Below are 21,940 nucleotides of genomic sequence, written 5' to 3'. Positions count from 1 at the left end.
ATGCCCGGTCGGGAATCACTTCACGGTGTCTCGCTCGAGTGATTCACCGAAAGCCGGACGAACTGTTTCGGCCTTTCCGCACGGGAGTGGGTGAGTCGGTAGACGACCTGCTCGCGGTCGTCGCCGAGCGCGGTGCGCGATACCAAGACCGCGACATCTTCGCCGCTGGTCCAGTCCTTGAGGTTCTCCGTGACCTGGACCTCGAGCTGGATGTCGGGGGTCGAGTCGTCGGACCGCTGGATGAAGGCGACCTCAAGATACTGTCCGCCGTTCACGGTCGCCATCCAGTGCTCCAGCACGTGTCCTCCGTCGCTGGAGTCCCACGGATTGCGGTCGAGCTTGAACTCAACCACCGCCGGCAGGCCGTCCGTATCGATGTCGGCCGTGAGTCCGCCGATCTCGGGATCCGCCTGTTCCTCTGCGGTGAAGTAGTGGTCGAGCCAGCCCTGCAGGGCCTCGCTGAATTCGCCCGTTGGCTCCGTAGTCAGGGTCCAGTCGAGCGTTTGCTCCTCGATTCCGTCGGGGCCGGGCAGGCGATTGATGATCTCGATGGCGTCATAGACGAAGAACGCCTGGAACCATGGGCGATCGCCGCTGGACGTTTCCATGGTGAAGTCCTTCACCGAGGAGTTGCGCAGGCGGATGATGCTGAAGGTGAGCGGCACCGCCTGGCGCAGGTCCACCAGATGGATCTCGACATCGCCGACCGGCTCGCCGCTTGCCGCCGCTTGGGCGAGGGGAGCGGCCGCGCGGTTGAGGTGGCTCGCCATTCCGATCGGCAGAAGCCGTCCGACGCCGATATTGACGCTCGCGGTGCCGTCGGTGCTGGAATCGACCAGGTCGCGTTCGACTCCGTAAGTGCCGGAAAAGGCTTCGAACCAAGTGCCGTCGTCATATCCCTCGGTGGTGACGTCACCCGCCACTCCGGGGACCTGGATGAAGATCTCGCCGCTCGCCAGCCCGGTCCCGAGAAGGAATCCCGACAGGAGCGTGAGGAAGGTCTTCGCCTTCCGGGATAGGTTCTCCCGGTAGGGGCGTGCTGGCGTGGCTTTCATGGGAGCGGTGGTTGGAGTGGGGATCGGGTTCTTGTTGGTCAACGGCTTCAGAGTCCGCTGTCGGTCCACTTCTTCTGGCTGGTGTTATCCCACGACATCGGGGTCGAGCCTGCCGCTCCGACGTAGGCGAACGCGATCTTGTTGTAATAAAACGCGACTTCCTCGGTGGGACGGTCGTCGGCATCGCCGGAGGTCGACCATGACTTTATGAAGCAGCGGTCGAGCTTGTACTTCAGGTAGCAGACCGGTTGGTCCGCGGTGCCGTCGCCGCCGCCTGCGACTTCGACGAAGTGAATCTCCGCGGTCCCGGGGGAATTGCCGTTGATGGCGAACTGCGCGAGTTGTGTCGAGGCCCAGTCCATCGACTTCGAGATAGTGCATTCCTGGAGTTCTCCGACGCCGATGTTGATGTCCTCGGTGCCGCCCTTTTCTCCGCTTTCCTTCATTTCGCGTTCGATGCCGAAACTGAACGAGTCGGCGACGAACCAAGTTCCGTCGTTGTAGCCTTCGGTTGTGATCGAGCTGTCGCCCATGCCGGGGATTTTCACGAAAATCATGGCGGAGGCGGCGGTCGGAAGCAGCAGTGCGAGGCTGGTGATGATGGCGAGTGTCTTCATGGTGGTTGTGGGTTGGGTTCGTTGGAACCGGATTCGAATTGCTTGAGGTTTCGGTTGTCGCGGCCCGGGCGATTCCCGCTCCGCACCCCCCATTCGCCGGTGCCACACGCCGATTTCAAATTTCCGGGAGAAAGTTCCGGGCACGGCCCAGCCGGGAGGGACGGTCCTCCATGGCCCTCGGCAAACGCAGGATTTCGGCACTAGTCCCGTAAGCTCACTGGCCCGCGACTTTCCAGCGATCGTCTTTGTCGCTTCTGAACGAAGTGGCGGGGATGCCTTCCTTGTTCGTCAGGTTGAAGCGGGTGAGCGGGTGCCAGCCGAAGCGGACGTGCTTCGGTTCCTTGATGCCCTCCGCGCGGACGGTCACCTGGTTCGATCCGGTGATCTCGGCGTCGGCCTTCAAATAGACCGTCTGATTGCGGTCCTTGGTGCCGTCGGACAGTTCAAACCAGTTTGGCGGTTCGCCGTCGTTGGTGGCGAGGCCGGTGCCGGTGTGCTTGAAAGTCACCACGATCCGGTCGCCCTGAATCTCGTGGGACTCGTACAGCGGTCCGAAGATCACGCCCGGTTCGCGCCCGTAGGTCCGGTCGAGCGCGATGCGGGCCAGCCTCTCGGCGATCTTGTCCTTGCCGGTCGGATGGGGATTTCCGCCGCCGGCGATCGGGAGTCCGCTCTTCTTGTCGAGTCGCTCCTTGAAGCCGCCGTTGCCGGTGCCGACGTAGATGTCGTTGCTGGCGGCCATCCCCGTGTGGGGCACGTTTTCCATCACCCACTGCTGGCCTTCCCAGACGCGCAGCATGCCGCTGGCATAAGTCGTTTGTGCGATCTGGGCGAAGTAGAACGGAAGGTCGTCGCGGCCGAGGAGTTGCCGCCATGTCCGGATCAGGGTGGCGAAGTCCTTTCCGTAGTCCTTGTTGCGGCCGTCGTCCTCGCCCTGATACCAAACCACACCGCGGGTGGTGATCGGAACGATGCCTCGCATCCGGACTTCATAGAGTAGGCCCGCCTGATGGGTCAGCCGCTCGACCGGTTCGTCAAAGGTGAGCGTGGCGCGCAGCTCCGGCTGCAGGGTCCAGTCCTGGGCGGTCGAACCGCCGCAGTTCATCTGGACCAGTCCGACCGGGACCTTCATTTCCTCATGAAGGCGGCGGCCGAACACGTAGCCGACTTCGGTAAAGCCGCGCCGTTTCTCGCCGATCCCGTCGCCGGCGCGCGCGATGGTTTCGGGCGAGCAGACCGCCCAGCCGAAGCGGTCGTCGATGTCGTGCTCGCGCGGCGTGCCGCCGCTGATGTTGAAGAGCCGGATCTGCGGATGATCGGCGGTCTCGGCCTGTTTGCCGGTCACCGGTCGGCCCATGTTCGACTGTCCGCCACAGATCCAGACCTCGCCGAGGAGAACATCCTTCAGTTCGACGGTTTCGTCTCCGTCGGAGATGAGCAGAGAGTGAGCTTCACCGTCGGCTTCCATCGCGGGCAAGCGGGCCTCCCAGCGGCCGCCGGCGTCCGCCTTTCCCTTCGCCTCCGCTCCTTTGAACGATACGGAGACAGCTTTGCCAGGATCTGCCTGACCGAAGACCGCGACCGGCAATTCCTGCTGGAGCACCATGTGGTCGGTGAAAATCTTGGCAGGCCGGAGCTCGGCAGTCGCGTTGACGATCAGGAAGACGCCCGCGATCCGCGCGAACAGTTGTCCGGTAAGGGAGGCAAGGCCTGCGGAAGCGGATCGAGTCATGAAGAAGGCATACTGGCCGCCTCATGCGGAACTGGCAGGAAATTGGCGAGCCAGAGGTAGGGGGCTTCCGACTTTGTCATTGCGGGAAAGTCCTTCGACCTTAGTCTACGGGGCGATGAAAGCTCCGATCCTGTTGCTCGCGCTCGTCGCGGCCGGCTCCGTTTCCGCCCGGACCTTCACGAGTGCCGATGGCTCGAAAACGATCGAGGCCGACCTGATCGACTTCAATCCGTCGACCGGCAACGTGGTGCTCCGCTACGACGGAACCGTCCGCAATGTGACGGTCAGCGCCTCCGCCTTCTCCGAGGAGGATCAGGAGTACTTCGGTGAATTCCTCAAGGACGAGGCGAAGCGCAATTCGCTGAATATCTCCACCGATGAGGAGAGCGAGGATGTCGAGTCAGGCGAGGGAGGGCTTTATATTTACGAGAAGTCGAACAGTCACTACCGCGTGAAGGTCTCGAACCGGGGATCGGTCGATATCGAGGATCTGACCGTGAAGTATGATATCTACGTTTCCCGCTACGACAAAGCCGGCGACAAGAACATCGAGGTGGTATCGGGCGAGGGTTCGATCGATAAGGTGCTGAGCCAGTTTTCCGAGGAGGTCGAAAGCGAGTCGGTGACGCTGACCGAAGACTGCGAAACCACCTCAAGTTGTCCGAAGTGCAAGGCGCAGGCCGCATCGGTCAAGCGCGAGCGCTTGATCGGAATCCATGTCCGTCTTTACGACGACGAGGGCGAACTGCTCACCGAGCACTATTCGTCGAACTCCGTGAAGTCGGCCGCCGAGAAGAAGGCGCGCGAGTCCTGACCGAAGAGTCGGGAAGGGGCCCCACCTTCACCCCGCTGAAATGAGCGGGCCGATCGACCGGTATGGTCGGTTGATGAGGAACATTGCACGACTTTGCTCGCTGGCGGCCTTGGCGGCCGGGCCGGTGGTCTTCGGGGCCGGGGAGGTCTGGACGGTCGGATCCCAGGAGGAGTGGGCTGCGGCGACGGAGGCAAAGGCGGATTTCAAGCTGGAGGAGGGTCGCCTTCAGCCGACCGCGGACGAGGCTAGCTTCCGGAGCGTTCTCAAATCGTGGAAGGAGAAGCGGAAGGCGAAGTCGATCACCATCGAGCAGATCCCCGATTGGCTCAACTGGAGCGAGACGGAGAATCTCGGCCCGCCCAACCTCCAGGACGCACCGGTCTTCCTCAGCCTCGGACCGGACAACTACTGGATGTTCGGTCGCTATGGGAAGCTCAGGGGCGCGGACGGGCACCGAGCGAAGAAGGCGAAGCTCGAGGGCTTCGATGTCCCGCTGCTCAGCACCGCCGACCCTCGACAGTTCAACGCGCCCGGCGGCCTGAAGAAAAGTCGGGGCGGCTACCATGCGTGGCAGAGTCGCGACATGGTAAACTGGGTCCACCACGGCCCCGTGACCGAAGGTTTCTCCAAGTGGGTGACCACCGCCGAGTATGCCGACGGCAAGTTCTACATCTACTACGACTACCCGAATGACCAGGATCCTCATGTCTACGTCGACACCGACCTGACCGACGGCGAACCTGGAAAGAACATGGGGCTCGCGTTCGATGATCCGTCGGACGGTTCCGACTGCTCGGTCATCCGTGACCGGGACGGGGCGTTTCACGTGATCTACGAGGACTGGAGCCCGATCAACGCGAAGAGCCATTCGTGGGACTCGCCGCTGGGCGGGCGCGCTGTGAGCAAGACCGGTCTGGGGGGCTTCAAGATCGTCGATCCGGTGGTGGACGAGCGGACCCGCGCGACGGGCAAGACCGCGACCTACCCGCACCCCCATTGGAAGCAGCATCCCGATTGGGACAGCAACATCGCGACCTATGAGGTTCACGAGCCCGAGCAGAACGCCTTCGGCGACTGGGCCGCGATTTCGGTCGGTGGGCAGTACTACCTGTTCGCGGATTTCCATCCGGCGAACGAAAAGATCCGGGTGGGTTGGTTCACCTCGCCGAGCCTCGATCAGCCGTTTCGGCGGTGCGGCAGCATCGGCACCGGACACCCGGATCCGGATATCGGATTCGCCGAAGGCCGCTTCTACCTGATCACCCAGATGAAGAAGGACTACACCAGCCCGGGCCCGTGGGTGGACACCGTGAGCGTGCGGGTGGGAGTCGATACCTCGGGGGACGGGAAAGCGGACTCCTGGGGCGAGTGGTCGGAAGTGCGTGAGACCTACGACTACGTTGACGGCTTCGCCAAACAGGTCGACAGGACCCCGGCGAAGCTGGATCTCTCGGGTTTGCCCGAAGGTTTCGGATTCCAGTTTGAGATCCGCACGAAGAAGAGCACGGACAATGGCGTGCTGCCGGTGGTGGACCGGGTTTCGATCGACTTCTGAGAGTTGGGAGGTGTCGGATTCCCGCGGGTCAGCCATCCTGCGGATCGAAAACAACGGGAGACCGAGCGCGTATCTCCGGTCGCATGAATCGATGGACCCTGCTGCTTGCCGCCTTAGGTTTGGTGCCCACACTCCTGCAGGCCGAGCCGGGTCCCTTCGGAATCGGCTCGTGCCACATCAACGGACGCAGCGTTGACGACTACGAGCGGTGGGTGCCCGAGATGCGGGAGATCGGGATCGGCTACCAGCGCAGCCTGATGACCCATTGGGGCGCGGTGGAGCCTGAGCCGGGGAAGTGGAACTGGGAGAACGTCGATGCCCAGTGGAAGTATCTTCACGACCTCGGGTTCGAAACCGGGACGCTGTTGATCGGAACTCCCTCATGGAACAAGAAGGATCCGCCGGGGCATCTGCCGGTGAATCACATCGAAGGCTGGAAAGAGTATGTCCGCCAGACGGTGACCCATTTTCGTGGAAAGGTCAGCCGTTTCGAGGTCTGGAACGAACCGCCGAACTTCACGGGGCCGAACCAGACGCCGGCCGACTATGCGAAACTCGTCGTCGCGGCATACGATGCCGCCAAGGAGGCGAACCCGGACTGCGAGATCGGACTGACCGCGAAGTCGGCTCACATCCACTACCTTAAGCAAGTGATCCGTGCCGGGGCCGCCGACCACTTTGATTGGATCTCGCTCCACCCTTACGAGGTGCTCGACGGTATCGTCGAGGACGCCGGCATGGAGTGTGCCTACCTCAACATCGTGCCAACGGTCCGCCGCATGCTTGTCGCCGAGAATCCGGCGAAGCGGGACGTGCCGATCACCTTCACCGAACTCGGCGTCGATGCGGTCCGGCATGGTGAGAAAGCGCAGGCGGCGGCTTTGGTGAAGGCCTACGTGATGGGGATCGCCCAGGGTGTGGAGAACATCCAGTGGTTCGAAGGGCGGGATGGCGACAGCGGTCCGATGGGCCTGCTGGACCGGGACGGCAAGCCACGGATGGCCTACCGGGCCTACTCGCGGATGATCAAGGAACTCGGTCCGAATCCCGAGCCGATGGGATGGTTGCAAGTGGGGGAGACGGGACTCGGCTTCGCGTTCAAGGTGAATGGCCAACCGGTGGTCGTCGCCTGGGTGCCGCGAAAGGAATCGGAGACCGTGACTCTTCCGGATGGCTGCCGGAGCGTCGGGCTCGTTGACCGTTCCGAGGCCACGTCGGGGGAGCTTCGGCTGGATGGACTGCCGGTCGCACTTCACGGCTTGCCCTCGTCATGGATCGGAAAGGTCAGGCAGATCCGTGGTGGCTTGCCGCCATGGCCGGGCGATCCGGGAAGCTACGCCGATGCGAAGTCGGTCTCGATCGACTTTTCCCGCAAACCTGCGGAGCAGGGGTTGCACCGCCGGTCCGGCGAGCGTTTGGCGGAAGCGATCGTCGCCTACGGCGGATCGGCAAGGGCGGGGGATGCGCCGGGCGGGAACCTGTTCACCGTCGATCCGGCTTTCCTCTGCTATGACCCGGAGCCGATTCGGATCACCGCCGAGGTGCGTCGCAAGGACCCCGCCGTGAACGCCGGATTCAAGCTCGTCTACGAGGGTGGCAAGGACTTCAAGACGGCCGGCGGATGGTTCACTGTTCCGCCTGAGGACGGCTGGCATACGGCCACGTGGACGATCGAGGACCCCGGGTTCGTCAGTTATTGGGGCTACCATTTCCGTATCGAGTCGGACGGTCCGAAGTTCAGTCAGTACTACCTTCGTCGTATTGTTGTCGAGAAGCTCGATGGTGCTTCAAGGTGACGGACTTTCGCGAAAACCCGTGCAGGAACCTTCGTAGTCCTTGTTGCGACAGACTGATGAAATTCCTCCCATTGCTCCTTCTGACCGCCGCGTTGTCTCTCCGGGCGGCGACCGTCCCTCCGCCCCCCGGTGTGGTGATCCATCACTCGCCGGCATCGTCCGGTCTCTACATCGGTTCGCCCTCGCTGTGTGTGGCTCCGGACGGCTCCTATCTCGCCAGTCATGACTACTTCGGCCCGAAGAGCGCCGAGTTCGGGGCGGGTCGAGGCAGGCTCTACCGGTCCTCGGACAAAGGAAAAACATGGCGGCATGTGACCGACTTCGACGGCTTCTTCTGGACCGGGCTGTTTGCGCACCGCGGGAAGCTCTTCCTGATGGGCACCGACAAGCATCATGGGAATGTCGTGATCCGACGCTCGACGGACTCCGGCAAAACGTGGAGCAATCCGGTGGTGTTGGCCGACGGGCAGTGGCACACCGCGCCGATGCCGGTGATCGAGCACGGCGGCCGAGTGTGGCGGGCGGTGGAGGACGCCCACACCGGGAAGAAGTGGGGGGCACGCTATCGGGCACGCGTGATGTCGGCGCCAGCCGATTCCGACCTGCTGGATCCTGCGAACTGGACGATCAGCAGCGCCCTTGCCCGGGATCCCGCATGGAACGGCGGCGACTTCCACGCCTGGCTGGAGGGCAATGCCGTGGCAGGTCCGGAGGGGATGCTCGACATCCTACGGGTCGACACATCGGGCGTCCCGGAAAAGGCGGCGATCGTGCGGATTTCGGAGGATGGGAAGACCGCGGCATTCGATCCCGATACCGATCTTGTCGAGTTTCCGGGAGGCTCGAAGAAGTTCACGATCCGCAAGGACCCGACCGGGCCCGGCTACTGGACGCTGGCGTCCATCGTCCCGGAGCGTCACATCGGTGCCGGTCGACCGGCATCGATCCGCAATACGCTCGCGCTCTTGTTCTCCACCGATCTCCGCTCATGGGAGACGCGGTGCATTCTTCTCTGCCACCCTGATGTGGCGAAGCACGGTTTCCAGTACGTCGATTGGCAGTTTGAGGGGGACGACATGATTGCCGCCTGCCGGACGGCTTGGGACGATGCCGAAGGGGGCGCGCACAACAACCACGATGCGAACTTCCTGACCTTCCATCGGTGGAAAGACTTCCGCTCGCTCAGCCGTGAGGACGATGTCGCGATGCCTGAGTTCATTCCGGACGTGCACGAGACGGCAAACCTCGTGATCCGGGGTGGCCCCTTCGAGATCGCGAAGTTGGAGAGCGGGGCGAAGGCTTTCTCCAACCGTAACTATGGCTGGCAGGACGTCCCGTCGGAATTGTCGGGGGCCTCATTCACCCGTTTGCCCGGTGGAGTGAAACCGGCGATTGAGGTGACCGCGAAGCATGCCACGGTGGTTCGCATTGCCACGGCCACAGGACAGAAGGGCGTGGATGTTGGCGGTTGGAAGCGGGAACCGGCCGAGTTTTCCTACACCGACGCCGGACGCAGCACGGTTGAGGTTTTCTCACGGCCGCTGGCGGCGGGGGAGAAGGTTCACCTTCCGGGCGGAAACTGGACCGGCCCGATCCTCATCTTCTCCGAATAGGCCTTTGTTCCGCCCGTCGGAAGGGATGCTGGATGGAAACCCAGCGGTCGAAGGTGGCGGCCTGTCCGATCACCTTCCCAGTGTCGTCGGAGACGTTCCAGACCGTCGCTCCCTCGATGCGGAACCGTTTGCCGGTGCGTGAAATGCGAATCCCCGCGTAGTCGTCGATGAATCCCTCCGCGGTGACCCTTTCCAGCAACCTGGCGCGCTCGGCGCGGTTCGGTTCTTCCGCGGTGAAGCGCGACGGTGTGGTCATGAACGTCGACCAATCCAGTTCGAAGAGAGCCTGGGCGGTGAGGTTGGCATAGTTGAAGACCGGGTCATCTCCACCGTCGTGCGATGCGAGGAAGAAGGGAGCTTGGTAGAGTTGCCGGGCAAGCGTCGTTGCATCGGTTACTCCACCCGGAATGAGATCTCGACCGGTCAGCCTTCGGAATGACGACTCAAGCAACGCGACGTGTGCTGCGAGGAAGTCGTTTTCTTCCGACGGTTCGGGATTCGGAGAAGTCATTCCGGGACGATGCTTGGCGGGTAAGGGCCGGCTGGCAAGAGCCGGGAGCTTCCTTCTGGCGGCCACCCGGCTTGCCGGTGCCACGGGTCATCCGCTGGCATACCCTCGGTCCTGTTGTGCTAAATCGGGCTGCTTGCGAAGAATCTCATCATTCGGGATGTAGCCCCGATCAGGGCGAGGTGGTTGTCAGCGTGTAGCCACCGGTTTCTCCATCATAGGCGCTGGACGCCCGGATGATGTAGCTGATCGAACCGTTCACCGTGAAGGTGACCTGCGAGTTGTAGTCGCCGGTGCCGGGATTCCTGTCGTCGTTCTCGAAGAGAATCGCACCCGTGGCGGCGTTGATCACATACAGCCACGGGTCGAGTGCCCCGAGATTGTCGGATACCATCGACACCGTCACCGACTGGCCGTTGGTCACGCCGAGGAGTTGATAGTCATCGGCGTAGTAGCCAGGGAAGTTCGGGTCGAAGGAATCCGAAGCGGACAGGCTGGCGGTGAGCGAGTCCGGAACGCCGATCCCGGGGGTGAGCGGCGGAGAGGTGAGCGAGAGGGTGTAGCCGCCGGTCTGGCTTTCCACAGCGGAAGTGACGCGGACGATGTATGGCACACCCGGAACGGGGTTCAGCGTGAACTCCGCGTTCAGGGAACCTCCCGAGTCATCATCCGCTCCGATCACGAGGCCGGTTTCGGCGCTGAGGATCTCGAGGTAGCTGTCGAACGCCGAGGACGAGAGCGAGATGCGGACGGGCGAGGTCAGTCCGACGAGCCGGAAGTCGTCCGAGTACAGTTGGAATGGCTCCCAGAGCGGATCAAGCGGGTCATTGGTCGTCAGGCTGCCGCCGGTGGTGGATGGATTCGTGATCTGGGGGAGTGCGGAGAAGACGGAGGGGCGATACGCTCCGATGAGGAATGAACCGGTTTGCGAGTTCAACTCGCTCGTAATTCTCAACCGGTATTCCGACACAACGGGCGATGCGGTGAACTCGATCGCTTCGTCCGTGCCGACACTGCCGAGGGCCGCATCGGTGGTCGCGACCGCAAGGGGTGTTGCGAGATCTTCGGCGTCGAAAAGCTCGAGTCGAACGTCGAACGCACCAGACCGGCCGACGAGCCGGTAGGTTTGTCCGGCGACGACATCGGTGAGGCGGTATTCCTTGATGCGTCGTTGGGGGAAGCCGGGATGCGCCAGGTCTTCCGCGGTCAGTGAGCCTTGGGCGCGACCGGTTGCGGAAAGACGGCGGAGGCCGGGAACGAGTGCGCCTGACGGTTCCACCCGGGCCCTCACGAAGCCCCTTGCCGCCGACGCCGGTTGGCCGGCGCCGACGAGGGCTTGGATGCCATCCGCATCGCCTGTGATCGGTTGGCTGGAGATCACGTTGGGCAGCAGCGGGAGATCGTTCCAAGCCGTCAGGCCGGAGCTCCACTCGACTTGGTAGTCGGCCTCCGCCGGGTTGGCGAGAATCCCGAGCCGGATGGCCATTTCGGGATTCCCGCCGGAGGGATGAAACTCGAATGCCGGACTCGTGCCGCCACCATCCTGGGTGAGACGGAACGCATACTCAGCAAAGTGACCGAAGCCGTTGCCGTCGGGATCACGGCTCTCACCCACCGATCCGGTGACCACTTCCCACTGGCTGTATCCGGGATAGAGGTGGTCGATCACGAAGCGGCGGAATTGGCTCACACGGGTGTAGATCCCGTAGGAATCCGGCTGGGCGCATCCTGCTCCGAAACTCGTGATGCCGGCCAGGGCCCATCCCCCGAGCTCAGGAGCGGGAACCGCCAGCGGTCCGCCGCTGTCGCCTCCGCACGAGTCCTTCCCTCCCGCTGCCAGACCCGCCGGCAGCATCGTCGGGAGCAGGGAGCCGGCATAGGTCGGGGTGGCGTTCGCGGTCGCGAGACTCACGACCGGCAGATCGACCTCCTGCAGCACGGTCGGATAGCTGCCGCTGCCAGTGGTGTCTCCCCAGCCGAGCGTGCGCGCGAGCGTGCCGGGGACATCAAGCGTGGCATCATCGACAATGGCCAGGGGCGTGTAGGCCGGATCGGCGGCCACCGACAGTCTCAGCAACGCGATGTCCGAATCGGTGTTCGTGTCCTTGTAGTCGGGGTGGATGATGATCTCCGCGACCTGGATCCGTTGGAAAGACGGATCCGACGAGAGATCGTGCCCGCCGAGCAGGACGTCCAACTCACCGGGCTCGGCTCCCAACACGCAGTGGGCGGCGGTCACGACCCAGAAGGGATGCACGAGCGTGCCTCCGCAGAATTGGGCGTTGAAGAGATCCGGATCGCCGTGGAAGAGAATTCCCGCCATCCAAGGGTAAGCCCCTTCCGTCGCATCGTCGCCGCCGATGATGGACATCTCGCGCGGAAGTTCGACCCAGGTCTCAAGGTCCTTCGGGGCTGTCGGTTTGGGCATGGCCGAGGAGGCACCGGCAGGCGGGCTCCACGGTCGCTCGATGCGGGTGGAAAAATGCAGATCCCTCGCTCCGGTTTTCCCGGGACCGGGATCAGCCGCGACTTTCGGAGGCATCGCGAGGGACGCTGCCATCACGCCCACCGACGCTCCGACGAGACCCCGCTTTAGAACGCTGATTCGCACGACGCGGAACATACGACCGGATGCCGTGCCGTCGACCCGAATCGGGATACGATCTTGTCGCCCGGACTTGTCGCCGGATCGCGGATCGGATTCAGTCCGGAATGGCTTATGATTGGGACCTGTTCGTTTCCCATGCCTCCGAAGACAAGGAGCCCTTTGTTCGTGCCCTTGTGCTCCAGCTTCGTGAGTTCGGGCTACGGGTCTGGCATGACGAGTTCGCTCTCATCCCCGGTGACAGCCTTTCGGAGTCGATCGATCTCGGGCTGAACCGTTGTCGTTTCGGTTTGGTGGTGCTCAGCGAACACTTCTTCGGGAAGCGTTGGACCCGCTACGAGCTGTCACAACTGGCAGCTCGCGAGAGGGACGGGTCCAACGTGCTGCTGCCCCTCTGGTTCGGAATCGACGAGGACATCGTGCGAAGCTTTTCCGAGCCACTCGCGGATCGATGTGCGTTCATCAGCGATGGCAGCGAGCTTCTGGCCCTGGCCGAGCGGATCTTCCAAGCGGTGGATCCGGTCAAACACGAACAACATCGTTGCCGTGCCACGGTCGACCGATGCCTGGAGCGGGTCCTCGGTCCGACCGTGCAGGTGACGGATGAGGGGTCTTTCGTTCATCGCTCCTATCGCGAGGTGCTGCTGGACCGATTGCCCGATCATGACGAAGTGCGTCGGGCGCCGTACTTCGTCATGCCTGCAGCCGGTGCCGAGGAAAGGGCTCTGGACGATGCGTGGTGGGAGGCGTTTTTCGATGAAATGCTGCGGATCCAGAGGAGAAAGTGGAGTCTTCCCCTGCCGCTCTGCTTCGTCATCTCCGAGCTCCCGATCACGTTGGAGGCGAATCGGTTGATGGACCGGGACACCTTTTTGAACATCTCACAGACCCGCCATGGCGAGGCGCAACGCATCGTGGAGATCGACTTCCGCGACATGATGGGATGTCTCCGGCGTCGGACTATCTTGGTCGAGACCGGCGACGTGGCGGATTCGGAGCCCTCTCTCGACCTCCTGTTTGAGGAGGTTGCGGACCGGGTTCTGGATCTGCGCGGGTGGATTTCGGCCAACGATTGGTAGCTGGCCTGTCGGGGGGCGATGCCAGCGTATGCGTGCAGCTTGCGCTCGACCGTGGCCCCTCCACCCGTCAGAACCGTAAGGAGTTCGGCAAACTCACGAAGCAGAACAAGTTGAGATGATCCCCCTCACACAAGACAGGTCGTTCTTCGTCTGGGGCGTCGTGTTTCTCGTCTTCCACGCATTCTACTGCGTGACCGCGATCGCGACCGGGACTCCGCAGTCATGCCTGTGGTTCTGCGTGACTCTGGTGCTGCTGTTCGGGATCGGCCTGATCACGGAGAATGTCCTGCTGGTCAGTTCGGTGGTCTCCTCGGGCTTCTTTCTCAATCTTCCTTTGGTCATCGACCTGCTGGCCCATCGTTTCGCAGGGAAAATCCTGATCGGATCCGGTGCCTATGTGCTGGATCTGACGCCCTTCGGCTACGCGGTGACCTTCTACCATGTGTTTCTTCTGTCGGTCCCGGTATGGGCGGTGTTCCGGCTCCGCCGTTTCGATCGTTGGGCGTGGGCGGTTTCGTCCGGTCATTATCTCGCGCTGTCACTGCTGACACTCGCGCTTGTCGATGCTTCGAGCGACGTCAACTACGTCCGGGAAGCGACCGACCTCGCGGGAGCGTATGCCATGAAGCCGGAAGGGATGCCCTACTGGCTGTTCCATTGGTTGATGATGACGTTCGTGTTGATCCTTCCCGGACACGTTCTGTTCCGAGTCCTCGTGTATCTCTGGGCAAGACTTCGAGGAGGTCGCTTGAATGAAGGCCGGGCCGCGGACGCGTAGTCACCGGATCATGGTGATGGTGTTTCAGGTACGGATATGGATCACGTGGTTCCTTGCGGGTGTCGCCGGCGGTTCGGCACGGGAGTGGCCGGCTGACCTCGAAACCGGATTCCAGGAGCGCGGTCGCTACGTGATCGAGTCAACCACCCGTTCCGGGCGCTACGGCAACACCTTCTTCGAGAATGAAAAGAAGGCGTACGGATGGGCGATGCTGTCGATCCTGGGAGGCGAGGAGGAGGCCGCACTGAAGTTCCTGCAGGAGGAGGACAACAAGGCGAAGGAGTGGAACGCGGGAACTTTGGGAATCGACTACTACCCGGCCTTCACGCTGAAGCACCAGATCCGCAAATACTTCCACTTCGGGGACCGGCTTGATCCCGCGTACCGGGATCGGATGAAACGTGCTGCCAGGATCTTCACGGAGAAGGACCCTTACCGGCGGCCACACCCCGCCTACAAACCCGGGACGCCGGGGTGGACGCCCGAGGCACGCAACTCGTGGGTGGACATCCGCAATACCGACAACCTGAAGCTCATGCGCGAGACCTCCGTCTATTTGCTCGCCGAAGAGACGGGAAACGAGGAGGTGAGGCAGCTCTACAAGCGGCATCTGGAGGTGTTTGTCACCGGGCTTCATCAGGTTGGCATGTCGGAGTGGGACTCGGAGAACTACCTCGGTCATTCGATCGCTCCGCTGGTGAACCTCCACGATTTCGCGAAGGATCCCGAGGTGAAGACCTTGGCGACTGCGGCCCTCGATTGGATCACCGTGACCGGTGCGCTGAAGTATCGGCAGGGGGTCTGGGGCGGGCCGACCAAGCGCGACTACAACCATCCCGAGGCGTTCGGCGGCTCGGCCGCGATGCTGTTCTGGCTGTGGTTCGGAGATGCGGTGGGAAAGCCCGGGCACTTCGAGTCCGACGAGGTGCATCTCCTGACTTCGGACTACCGGCCGCCGCTTGCTGCAGTGCGGCTGGCGAGGAAGGCGTTCGCTTCGGGTGCGGTGCAGTTCGCCTGCAAGCCGGGGCTGGAGTCATGGACCGGCTATCGGGACGAGCAGCCCGAATTCCGGGAAACGCAGTACTTCGGTGAGGGGTTCCAACTCGGCACCTTATGGCGCGGAACGCGGAATCCGGACGTGAATGGTTTCAAGATCGTGTTGGAGAGTGCAGAAAAGGGGGCGGCCGTCATTGCGGCCGCTCCATGCTCCGATCCGACGAAGCTCGGTTCGCCGATGTATCAGGACGGGTTGCTCGCGGATGGCTCGGCGGTTGGGCAGGATCGGAATCTGGCGATCTACCTGACGGCTCCGGCCGGGCAGCCCTACCTCTTCTGGATGCCGTCCGGCATTGAGGTCGTAAAGCGGACATCCGGCTGCGTGGTCGGGCGCCGGGGCGAGCACGTGGTCGCGATCTGGCCGATCCGGCTGTCTGTTCCGAAGCTCTCGGACAAGCTCACGACAGCCGCGAGAACCGGGAAGAAGAGTGCCGAGCGGTGGCCGGGTGTGGAAGTGTGGGAGGCGAAGCGGACTGTGGATGGTCACTACGGCTTTGCCTTGGAAATCAGCCATGCGGCCGGCGATGCGTCGGTGGAGGCATTCGTGCAAAAGGCCATCGAACTATCCCCAGAGACGGACGAACTCGATGCCCGGATCGCGGTGTCCATGACCGGCACCGCGGGTCAGCGCGTCCGCCTCCAGTGGGGAGCGGACGCTGCGGGCATCGATGTCTGGGCCAATGGCAGACCGAGCCCCTTCAATGAGCCGGGAACGGCCTTCGTCTACCGGGGAGACCTGCTGGAGCAGGGCTGGCATGGAGGCTGCCTGGAAGTCAAAGGTGAGGTGCTGGGCGAACCGGCGCGCTTCTGTTTTCCTCCCAGTGACTAGCACGTCCCGCACGGGCTAGCGCCGATCCCGGATCAGTCCGATCGCCCGATTGGCGAAGCGGTTGCCGAGGGCGATGCTCTGCTCCTTCGGATAGTGCAGGTGCCCCTCCGGTTTTCCTTCGGCGTCATTGAGGTCGTCGGTATCGATCCACGCGCCGTTCTCGAGTTCCTCGGCGAGCTTCACCTGGGCGTCGCGAACTTCGCGCCAGCCGTCCGCCTTGTCGCCGTGCAACCCGAAGTCACTGATGCGACCGATCACGGTGTTCATTCGCTTGAGTCCGAGATCGGCCATCAGCCGCTTCCGCAGTTTCCTGAAGCTCTCGGCATAGGCGGCCGACATGCCGTTGCCGCCGTCGGACTCACCCTGCATCCAGACGAAGGTCACGCTGGCGAAACTCCTGGCATCGCCTGTCTTTTCCGCGGCGTTCAGAAGCTTCGGGTATTCACTGCCGTTATCGGCCGACTTCTTGCCCGCGAGGCGGCTGCCTTCGGGCGCTTCATAGTCGGCGACCCAGAAGCGGATACCGCGGCCGCTTTTCATGCTCATCGCGACCTCGATATTCCCGGCTCCGAACTCCTTCCCGACGGTCTCGGTGAATCCCTTGGCCAAGCCTCCGGTCATGTTGGATTGGCCGGAGAGGATGAACAGATGGCGTTCGGGTTCATCGGCGAGACCGCGCACGGTCAGGGCGAGAAGTAACATGGAAAGAACGATCCGGAACAGAGCAGGGGTGGCGGGCATCGCTCGTGTTACGCGTTGATTTGCGGCCATCTTCCCCCGAGTTCCGGCGGGCATAAAAAAGGGCTGGAGCTTGTTTCCGGCGTCCTCATGGTTCCGGGCCATGAATCGAACGCTCCTCACCTCGTTTGTTCCGTTGGCGCTCGCCGCGTCCGCGCTGGCCGCCGACCGGCCGAACATCCTGTTCATCTTCTCCGACGACCACGCCCTCAACGCGATCTCGTCGTATGGCGGTCCGCTGGCGAAGGTGGCGCCAACGCCGAATATCGACCGGATCGCGGACGAAGGGGCGCTGTTTCAGAATTCCTTCTGCGCCAATTCGATCTGTGGGCCATCCCGGGCGTGCATCCAGACCGGCAAGCACAGCCACAAGAACGGCTTCATCCGCAACTTCGGCAACGGTGGGTTCGATTCGAGCCAGTGGACGATTCCCAAGGCACTCAAGGCGGCGGGCTATACCACAGCGGTGATCGGCAAGTGGCACCTCAACTGCGATCCGGTCGGCTACGACTACTGGGAGGTGCTCCCGGGCCAGGGCAGCTACTACAATCCCGATTTCCTGCAGATGGACGGGGGCAAGAAGCGCTACTCCGGCTACGCGACCGACATCACCACCGAGAGGGCCGTCGAGTGGCTCGACGGCCGCGACAAGTCGAAGCCCTTCTTCCTGATGTGCCAGCACAAGGCGCCACACCGGACCTTCGCGCCGGCCTTGCGACACCTCGACGCTTTCGAGGGTGTCGAGATTCCGGAGCCACCGACGCTTTTCGACGACTACGAGAACCGTAGCCGCACCCTGCCGACGAATGAGATGGAGATCGATCGTTGGATGGACTGGGCCTACGACCTCAAGGTCCGCAAGGACGAGCGCAAGGGTGTTGAACTGCCGAAGCCGGACCGCTACGGCACGCCCGAGTACAACCGGATGGACAACGACCAGCGGAAGGTTTGGGACGATCACTTCGGGCCGCTCAACCGACAGTTCCTCGAGCGTTTCAAGTCGGGCAAGATGAGTGAGAAGGACGTCGTGCGGTGGAAATACCAGCGCTACATGAAGAACTACCTCGGTGCGGTGAAGGCGGTCGACGAGAGCGTCGGAACCCTGCTCAAGTATCTCGACAAGCACGGCCTCGCGGAGAACACGATCGTCATCTACTCGTCCGACCAGGGTTTCTTCCTCGGCGAGCACGGCTGGTACGACAAGCGCTGGATGTTCGAGGAGTCGTTCAAGATGCCGTTCATCATCCGCTGGCCGGGCAAGGTGAAGCCCGGGGCGCGGCCGATGGAACTGATCCAGAACATCGACTACGCGCCGACCTGGCTCGATGCCGCCGGATTGGAAGTCCCCGAGGAAATCCAAGGCCGCTCGATACTCCCGATCTTCGAGGGCAAGGCCGATGATTGGCGTGAATCCCTCTACTACGCTTACTACGAGCTCGGGGAGCACAACGTGCCCCAGCATTTCGGGGTGCGGACGAAGACCCACAAGCTCTTCTACATTCCCGGCACGGACGAGTGGCAGATGTTCGACCTCGAGAAAGACCCGAACGAGCTGGTGAGTGTGGCGGACGATCCGGCCTACAAGGAGAGGCGCGCCGAACTCACTGCCGAATACGAGCGCCTCCGGAAGCTCTACGACGCACCGTCGTACGAGAAGTACGCGCCGAAAAAGAAGTAGCGGGCCGAGAAGCGCTTTGTCGGTCTGCTAAGGCAGCTCCGCCATCGCGAGTTCGCGGTCGGCGGTGTCGGCGAGCAAATCGACCCAGCGTCGGGCGCCGGCCGGGTCCCGCGCGGCCCATTGACGGGTGACGTTCCTCAGCACGGTCTCCCGGTGGGATCCCGGGGGCAGGGTGGTCGCCCAGTTGGCGGTTGCGGAGGGGTTCTCCCGTGCCCAGTTGACGGTGGTGTCAACGAAGCGGGTCGTGATCTCGTCGGTCATCCAACCGGGATCGGTCTCCAGCACATGACGGTAGGCGGGGCCGACGTCTTTGAGCGCGCTGTCCCACGGACGGCTTTCGGCAACGAGAGACTGCATCCTCGCGGTCTCCGGGTCCGCGCCGGGTGAGGGTGGCTCGGACCGGGGTTCGAACGTGGGAGGCCACGAACCCCAGTCGGGGACGGCGGGGCCTCTTCTCGCGTTTTCATCGCGTTGTTTTTGGAGTTCGACGTAGTGGTCGTATTTCTCCTGCGCCGCGGCCCGGGCCTCCGGGTAGGGGATGGTGGCGATCCATTCTGCGGCTCCCTTGAGATCGTCATAGCGACGCCGTTCCAGGGCCTCGAGTGCCAGCGCGGTCTGCACCTTTGGGGTCAGCGCGGCAGCCATCAGGGCATCGACATCCCCGGCGCCCTGAAGCATGTCGGCAGCCTCGAGTTGGTAGACTTCGAGAAGAGCGGGCGACATTCCGAGCTCCGAAGGTGTCGCCTTCAGCCAGCCTTCCATGTCACCTTGGACGATGAGGTATTCGACCGATCTCGATGCGATTTCCAACCACTCCGGAGGCATGTCCTTCACATGCTCGAGGACCTTCAGAACTTCCCCGCGCTTTTCCCATGGAGTGGAATCCCCGATCAGTGAGAGCATCCCCGAGAACACATGGGGAGGCATGTTCTCCTCCTTCATCCATGCGATGGTCGAGGCGGGATCTTTCAACCAGCGTGGTTGGGCCACGCGCGACTGGATTTTCGATCGCCAGTGACTCGGCCAGCCTTTGCTGAGCTCGATCAACTCGTCGCCGTGGGTTTCCGCGAGTGAACCGAGTTCCCTGAACAACTGGTGAGAGTGATCGAGTCCGCACTTCCGGGCAGACAGATCGATGATCCGGAGGGCGCGTTCCGGGTCGGAAGCCGCCCACTGCTTGAGTGCGGCCCCGCTGAAAGATTCAAGGATCGAGGGGTGGGCATTCTGGAGGAAGCGCAATGCCCTTTCGGGGTCTTCCCGCATCCACTCCTCGAACTCCGCCTCGGCCTTCTTCGGGTCGGAGCCCCGGAGTTCGACGATGGCCCTGCCGCGATCGGTGGTTGTGAGCCGACCGGTGAGGATCTCCCTGAAAATCCGGTCCTGCAGAGGATCACCGGAGCGAAGGGAGCCGCGACGGTTCCAGGTCGGAAGGTCACGGAGCGGGATCGTGTTCGCGAACCGGACGAGGCCGCGGAGGCGTTCGGCGGGATTCGTTTCCGAGAGAATGCGGTCGAGTTCGGACAGGTTCAGTGAGGATCCGGACTCCCGCGTCGGGCCGGCATTCGCACTCCGATTGCGGTCGGTCTTCGGTGGACGGATGGGGACGTTATCCAAAGGCTTCTCCGATGGTGTAATTCCGTTCCACCCGATACCGAAGCCGATCGCAAAGGTGGCGGCGCTGAGAAGATACACGGCCGCTTTCATCATTCCGCTTTCCGTGTGATTTCGGCGTAGATCGCTCGGACTTCGTCCGTGGCCGCGTCGGATTCGGCAAACTTCGCCATCCCGGTCGGACTGTACTTCTGAAAGTCGGATGCGAGCCTCCGGATCATTTGCCGCCGCGATTCGTCGTCGGAGATGCGGCTGGCTCGCCGGATGGCTTCCTGCCGGTCCGGGTAGTAGCCGCGCCCGTCACTCTTCAGGTTCGCGATTTCGGAAACGAGCGGGACAAGGAAGGCATCCTGCATCGGGCCCGGATGGAGGGAGTTCACCCAGCCGGCGTAGCCGACCTGGTCACGCAGCATCCACTCGCGGCCGAGGATCTGGGCGGGGCTTCCCGTCTCGACCGCATCGGTTCTGCTGGAAAGAAGGGCCATCGTTTCCTGCGGGGCGGCCATCGAGAGACTTTTCAGCCAGCCGTGCTCGACCACCGAACCCTCCATCTTCTCCTCGCCGTCCGGCAGGACAACCGCGATCCGGCCTCCGTTCGGGTAGTCGCGAAGTAGGTCGGCAAGCAGGTCGATGGAACGGCGTGGGTCTTCATCTGCCAGCGCCTGTCCGACTTTTGCCAGCAGTCCGGTCACGTTCGCGGTGCCAGCTTGCGAGCGGGCGAACTCGATCGCTTGGCTCGGGTCGTAGTTGGCAAGTGCCAGCACGTAGGCTGAAACCAACTGGGAACGTTCTTCACCCGGGGGAAGCAGTGCGGCGATGGCCGGCAGATCTTCGGGGGGAAAGGACTTCAGCGCGCCGGCGATCACCTTCTCATTGGCGACCTTCGAGCCTTCACCCTTCTCGAGTTTTGCGGCGAGCCATCTGATGGCAGCCTTGGGGTCGGATGCGACCCACTTGTCGAAGGCGAGCGAGGCCGTGACCTCGCGCAGATTCAACATCTCCCACCCTACCGCCTCCGGATCGGGGGGGATGCGCACCTTGAAGCGCTCAAACTCGCTGAGTTGCGCAAACTCGGGCAGCTTCTCTTCGAACTCTGCCGCGCGGTGGGGATCGACTTCCGCCAAAGTGGTTAGCAAAGCGGCGCTGTCCTTCGGCCCCCACCGATTGGCTTCGTCCTTCGCAAACGCCGGGGATGCCAGCCACTCCTCAAGCGACGACAAGGAAGCTTCGATATCAACGCGGGCCCACGCGGCGTATCCCAATGGATGGCAATGGACCGCCTCGATCATGGATTCGGGTTCGAGTTCCGCCCAGCGGATGAGGATCACGGCCGTCACCGGGTCGAGGCCATTGGGGAAGCCGGGCTCGGTCTCATTCCGGAGCTCCCAGAGGCTTTCGACCATCCCGAGATCGGCTGTGAGGGCCGCTTCCGCAAAGGCTCCGAACCCCGGCCCCTGTCGACTTGCCCAGATGGCATTCGCCGAGCGAAGCCGTGGAGATGCCGGAGTTGTGGGTGCAGGCTCGGGGGGCACCGGCTTGGGCCGGCTCGGGGCCGGCGCGGGTTCAGCGGCGACCGGATTCCGGTCCGGCATGGCACTTGGCTCCGGGCGGCTCAGCCACCCCACGCCGAGTCCGATGGCGATCGTGGCCAGCGGCAGCCTCCAGAGGCTTTTGGACGGCAAGTGCTTCATCTAGGCGATCCTGAAGACCGTGCTTTCTAAACCAACCGGAGGCACGTGGGTAGCTCACAGATCGAAAATCGCATGGCGCGGACCCCTCTCACCTGGACGAACTTGGGGAGCATCCCAACCGGCGATTTGAAAGGATTCCGGGGCGGTTGCCGTGTCGTAGATGCGATCCTGATAAGGCGGTTCGA

The 21,940-nt window shown here is 62.9% G+C and carries 16 protein-coding genes; 8 read left to right on the top strand and 8 right to left on the bottom strand.

What is annotated here, in order from left to right; translation table 11 throughout:
• Positions 1 to 20: 20 nt before the first annotated feature.
• The 3 genes from HAHE_RS03710 to HAHE_RS03700 all read right to left on the bottom strand — a co-directional run bounded on the left by HAHE_RS03710 (position 21) and on the right by HAHE_RS03700 (position 3,404).
• Positions 21 to 1,055, bottom strand: coding sequence for a type VI secretion system tube protein Hcp (locus HAHE_RS03710; RefSeq protein WP_338688728.1), 1,035 nt, complete (start codon positions 1,053 to 1,055; stop codon positions 21 to 23).
• Between the two features lie 47 nt (positions 1,056 to 1,102).
• A complete protein-coding gene (locus tag HAHE_RS03705) occupies positions 1,103 to 1,672 on the bottom strand; it encodes a type VI secretion system tube protein Hcp (RefSeq protein ID WP_338688727.1) in 570 nt (189 codons plus the stop codon).
• A gap of 214 nt (positions 1,673 to 1,886) precedes the next feature.
• The gene (locus HAHE_RS03700; RefSeq protein WP_338688726.1) at positions 1,887 to 3,404 is read right to left on the bottom strand and encodes a sialate O-acetylesterase; all 1,518 of its coding nucleotides are present in this window, start codon (positions 3,402 to 3,404) and stop codon (positions 1,887 to 1,889) included.
• A 115-nt stretch (positions 3,405 to 3,519) separates the two neighbouring features.
• On the opposite strand from HAHE_RS03700, the gene HAHE_RS03695 reads away from it, so the two are divergent.
• The 4 genes from HAHE_RS03695 (at position 3,520) to HAHE_RS03680 (ending at position 9,182) form a co-directional block, all read left to right on the top strand.
• Positions 3,520 to 4,218 carry a hypothetical protein gene (locus HAHE_RS03695; protein ID WP_338688724.1) on the top strand — a complete coding sequence of 233 codons (699 nt, stop codon included), beginning with the start codon at positions 3,520 to 3,522 and terminating at the stop codon, positions 4,216 to 4,218.
• Between the two features lie 73 nt (positions 4,219 to 4,291).
• Positions 4,292 to 5,773 carry a hypothetical protein gene (locus HAHE_RS03690; protein WP_338688722.1) on the top strand — a complete coding sequence of 494 codons (1,482 nt, stop codon included), beginning with the start codon at positions 4,292 to 4,294 and terminating at the stop codon, positions 5,771 to 5,773.
• Between the two features lie 83 nt (positions 5,774 to 5,856).
• Positions 5,857 to 7,569 (top strand): GH39 family glycosyl hydrolase, encoded by a 1,713-nt coding sequence (locus tag HAHE_RS03685; protein ID WP_338688720.1) that lies wholly within the window; start codon positions 5,857 to 5,859, stop codon positions 7,567 to 7,569.
• Between the two features lie 56 nt (positions 7,570 to 7,625).
• Positions 7,626 to 9,182, top strand: coding sequence for an exo-alpha-sialidase (locus HAHE_RS03680; protein ID WP_338688718.1), 1,557 nt, complete (start codon positions 7,626 to 7,628; stop codon positions 9,180 to 9,182).
• On the opposite strand, the gene HAHE_RS03675 is transcribed toward HAHE_RS03680, so the two are convergent.
• Both HAHE_RS03675 and HAHE_RS03670 read right to left on the bottom strand, forming a co-directional pair.
• Positions 9,166 to 9,693 carry an MEKHLA domain-containing protein gene (locus tag HAHE_RS03675; protein ID WP_338688716.1) on the bottom strand — a complete coding sequence of 176 codons (528 nt, stop codon included), beginning with the start codon at positions 9,691 to 9,693 and terminating at the stop codon, positions 9,166 to 9,168. The two genes, HAHE_RS03680 and HAHE_RS03675, sit on opposite strands and share 17 nt — an antisense overlap.
• Positions 9,694 to 9,862: 169 nt before the next feature.
• Entirely contained in the window at positions 9,863 to 12,118 is a 2,256-nt protein-coding gene (locus tag HAHE_RS03670) for a serine protease (protein ID WP_338688715.1), read from the bottom strand.
• Between the two features lie 284 nt (positions 12,119 to 12,402).
• Between HAHE_RS03670 and HAHE_RS03665 the strand changes: the two genes are divergently transcribed.
• From HAHE_RS03665 to HAHE_RS03655, 3 genes are all read left to right on the top strand, one after another.
• Positions 12,403 to 13,374: a toll/interleukin-1 receptor domain-containing protein gene (locus HAHE_RS03665; RefSeq protein WP_338688714.1), complete on the top strand. Its 972-nt coding sequence runs from the start codon at positions 12,403 to 12,405 to the stop codon at positions 13,372 to 13,374.
• A gap of 115 nt (positions 13,375 to 13,489) precedes the next feature.
• Entirely contained in the window at positions 13,490 to 14,152 is a 663-nt protein-coding gene (locus HAHE_RS03660) for a hypothetical protein (RefSeq protein ID WP_338688713.1), read from the top strand.
• Positions 14,153 to 14,168: 16 nt separating this feature from the next.
• Positions 14,169 to 16,037, top strand: a complete 1,869-nt coding sequence (locus tag HAHE_RS03655) for a hypothetical protein (RefSeq protein ID WP_338688711.1) — start codon at positions 14,169 to 14,171, stop codon at positions 16,035 to 16,037.
• 15 nt (positions 16,038 to 16,052) lie between these two features.
• Here the strand turns inward: HAHE_RS03655 and HAHE_RS03650 are convergent, their stop codons facing one another.
• Complete coding sequence (locus tag HAHE_RS03650; protein ID WP_338688709.1) at positions 16,053 to 16,739, bottom strand: sialate O-acetylesterase; 687 nt, start codon at positions 16,737 to 16,739, stop codon at positions 16,053 to 16,055.
• Positions 16,740 to 16,878: 139 nt separating this feature from the next.
• Between HAHE_RS03650 and HAHE_RS03645 the strand changes: the two genes are divergently transcribed.
• Positions 16,879 to 18,453: a sulfatase/phosphatase domain-containing protein gene (locus tag HAHE_RS03645; protein ID WP_338688707.1), complete on the top strand. Its 1,575-nt coding sequence runs from the start codon at positions 16,879 to 16,881 to the stop codon at positions 18,451 to 18,453.
• A 27-nt stretch (positions 18,454 to 18,480) separates the two neighbouring features.
• Here HAHE_RS03645 and HAHE_RS03640 read toward each other — a convergent pair whose 3' ends face one another.
• Both HAHE_RS03640 and HAHE_RS03635 read right to left on the bottom strand, forming a co-directional pair.
• Positions 18,481 to 20,160, bottom strand: a complete 1,680-nt coding sequence (locus HAHE_RS03640) for a hypothetical protein (RefSeq protein WP_338688705.1) — start codon at positions 20,158 to 20,160, stop codon at positions 18,481 to 18,483.
• On the bottom strand, positions 20,157 to 21,755 hold the full coding sequence (locus HAHE_RS03635; RefSeq protein WP_338688703.1) for a hypothetical protein: 1,599 nt from the start codon (positions 21,753 to 21,755) through the stop codon (positions 20,157 to 20,159). The genes HAHE_RS03640 and HAHE_RS03635 overlap by 4 nt, the downstream gene beginning before the upstream one ends.
• Positions 21,756 to 21,940: the final 185 nt, after the last annotated feature.

Source organism: Haloferula helveola, assembly GCF_037076345.1.
In the GTDB taxonomy this organism is placed as follows: domain Bacteria; phylum Verrucomicrobiota; class Verrucomicrobiia; order Verrucomicrobiales; family Akkermansiaceae; genus Haloferula; species Haloferula helveola.
This window is presented reverse-complemented; position numbering and strand designations above follow the sequence as displayed.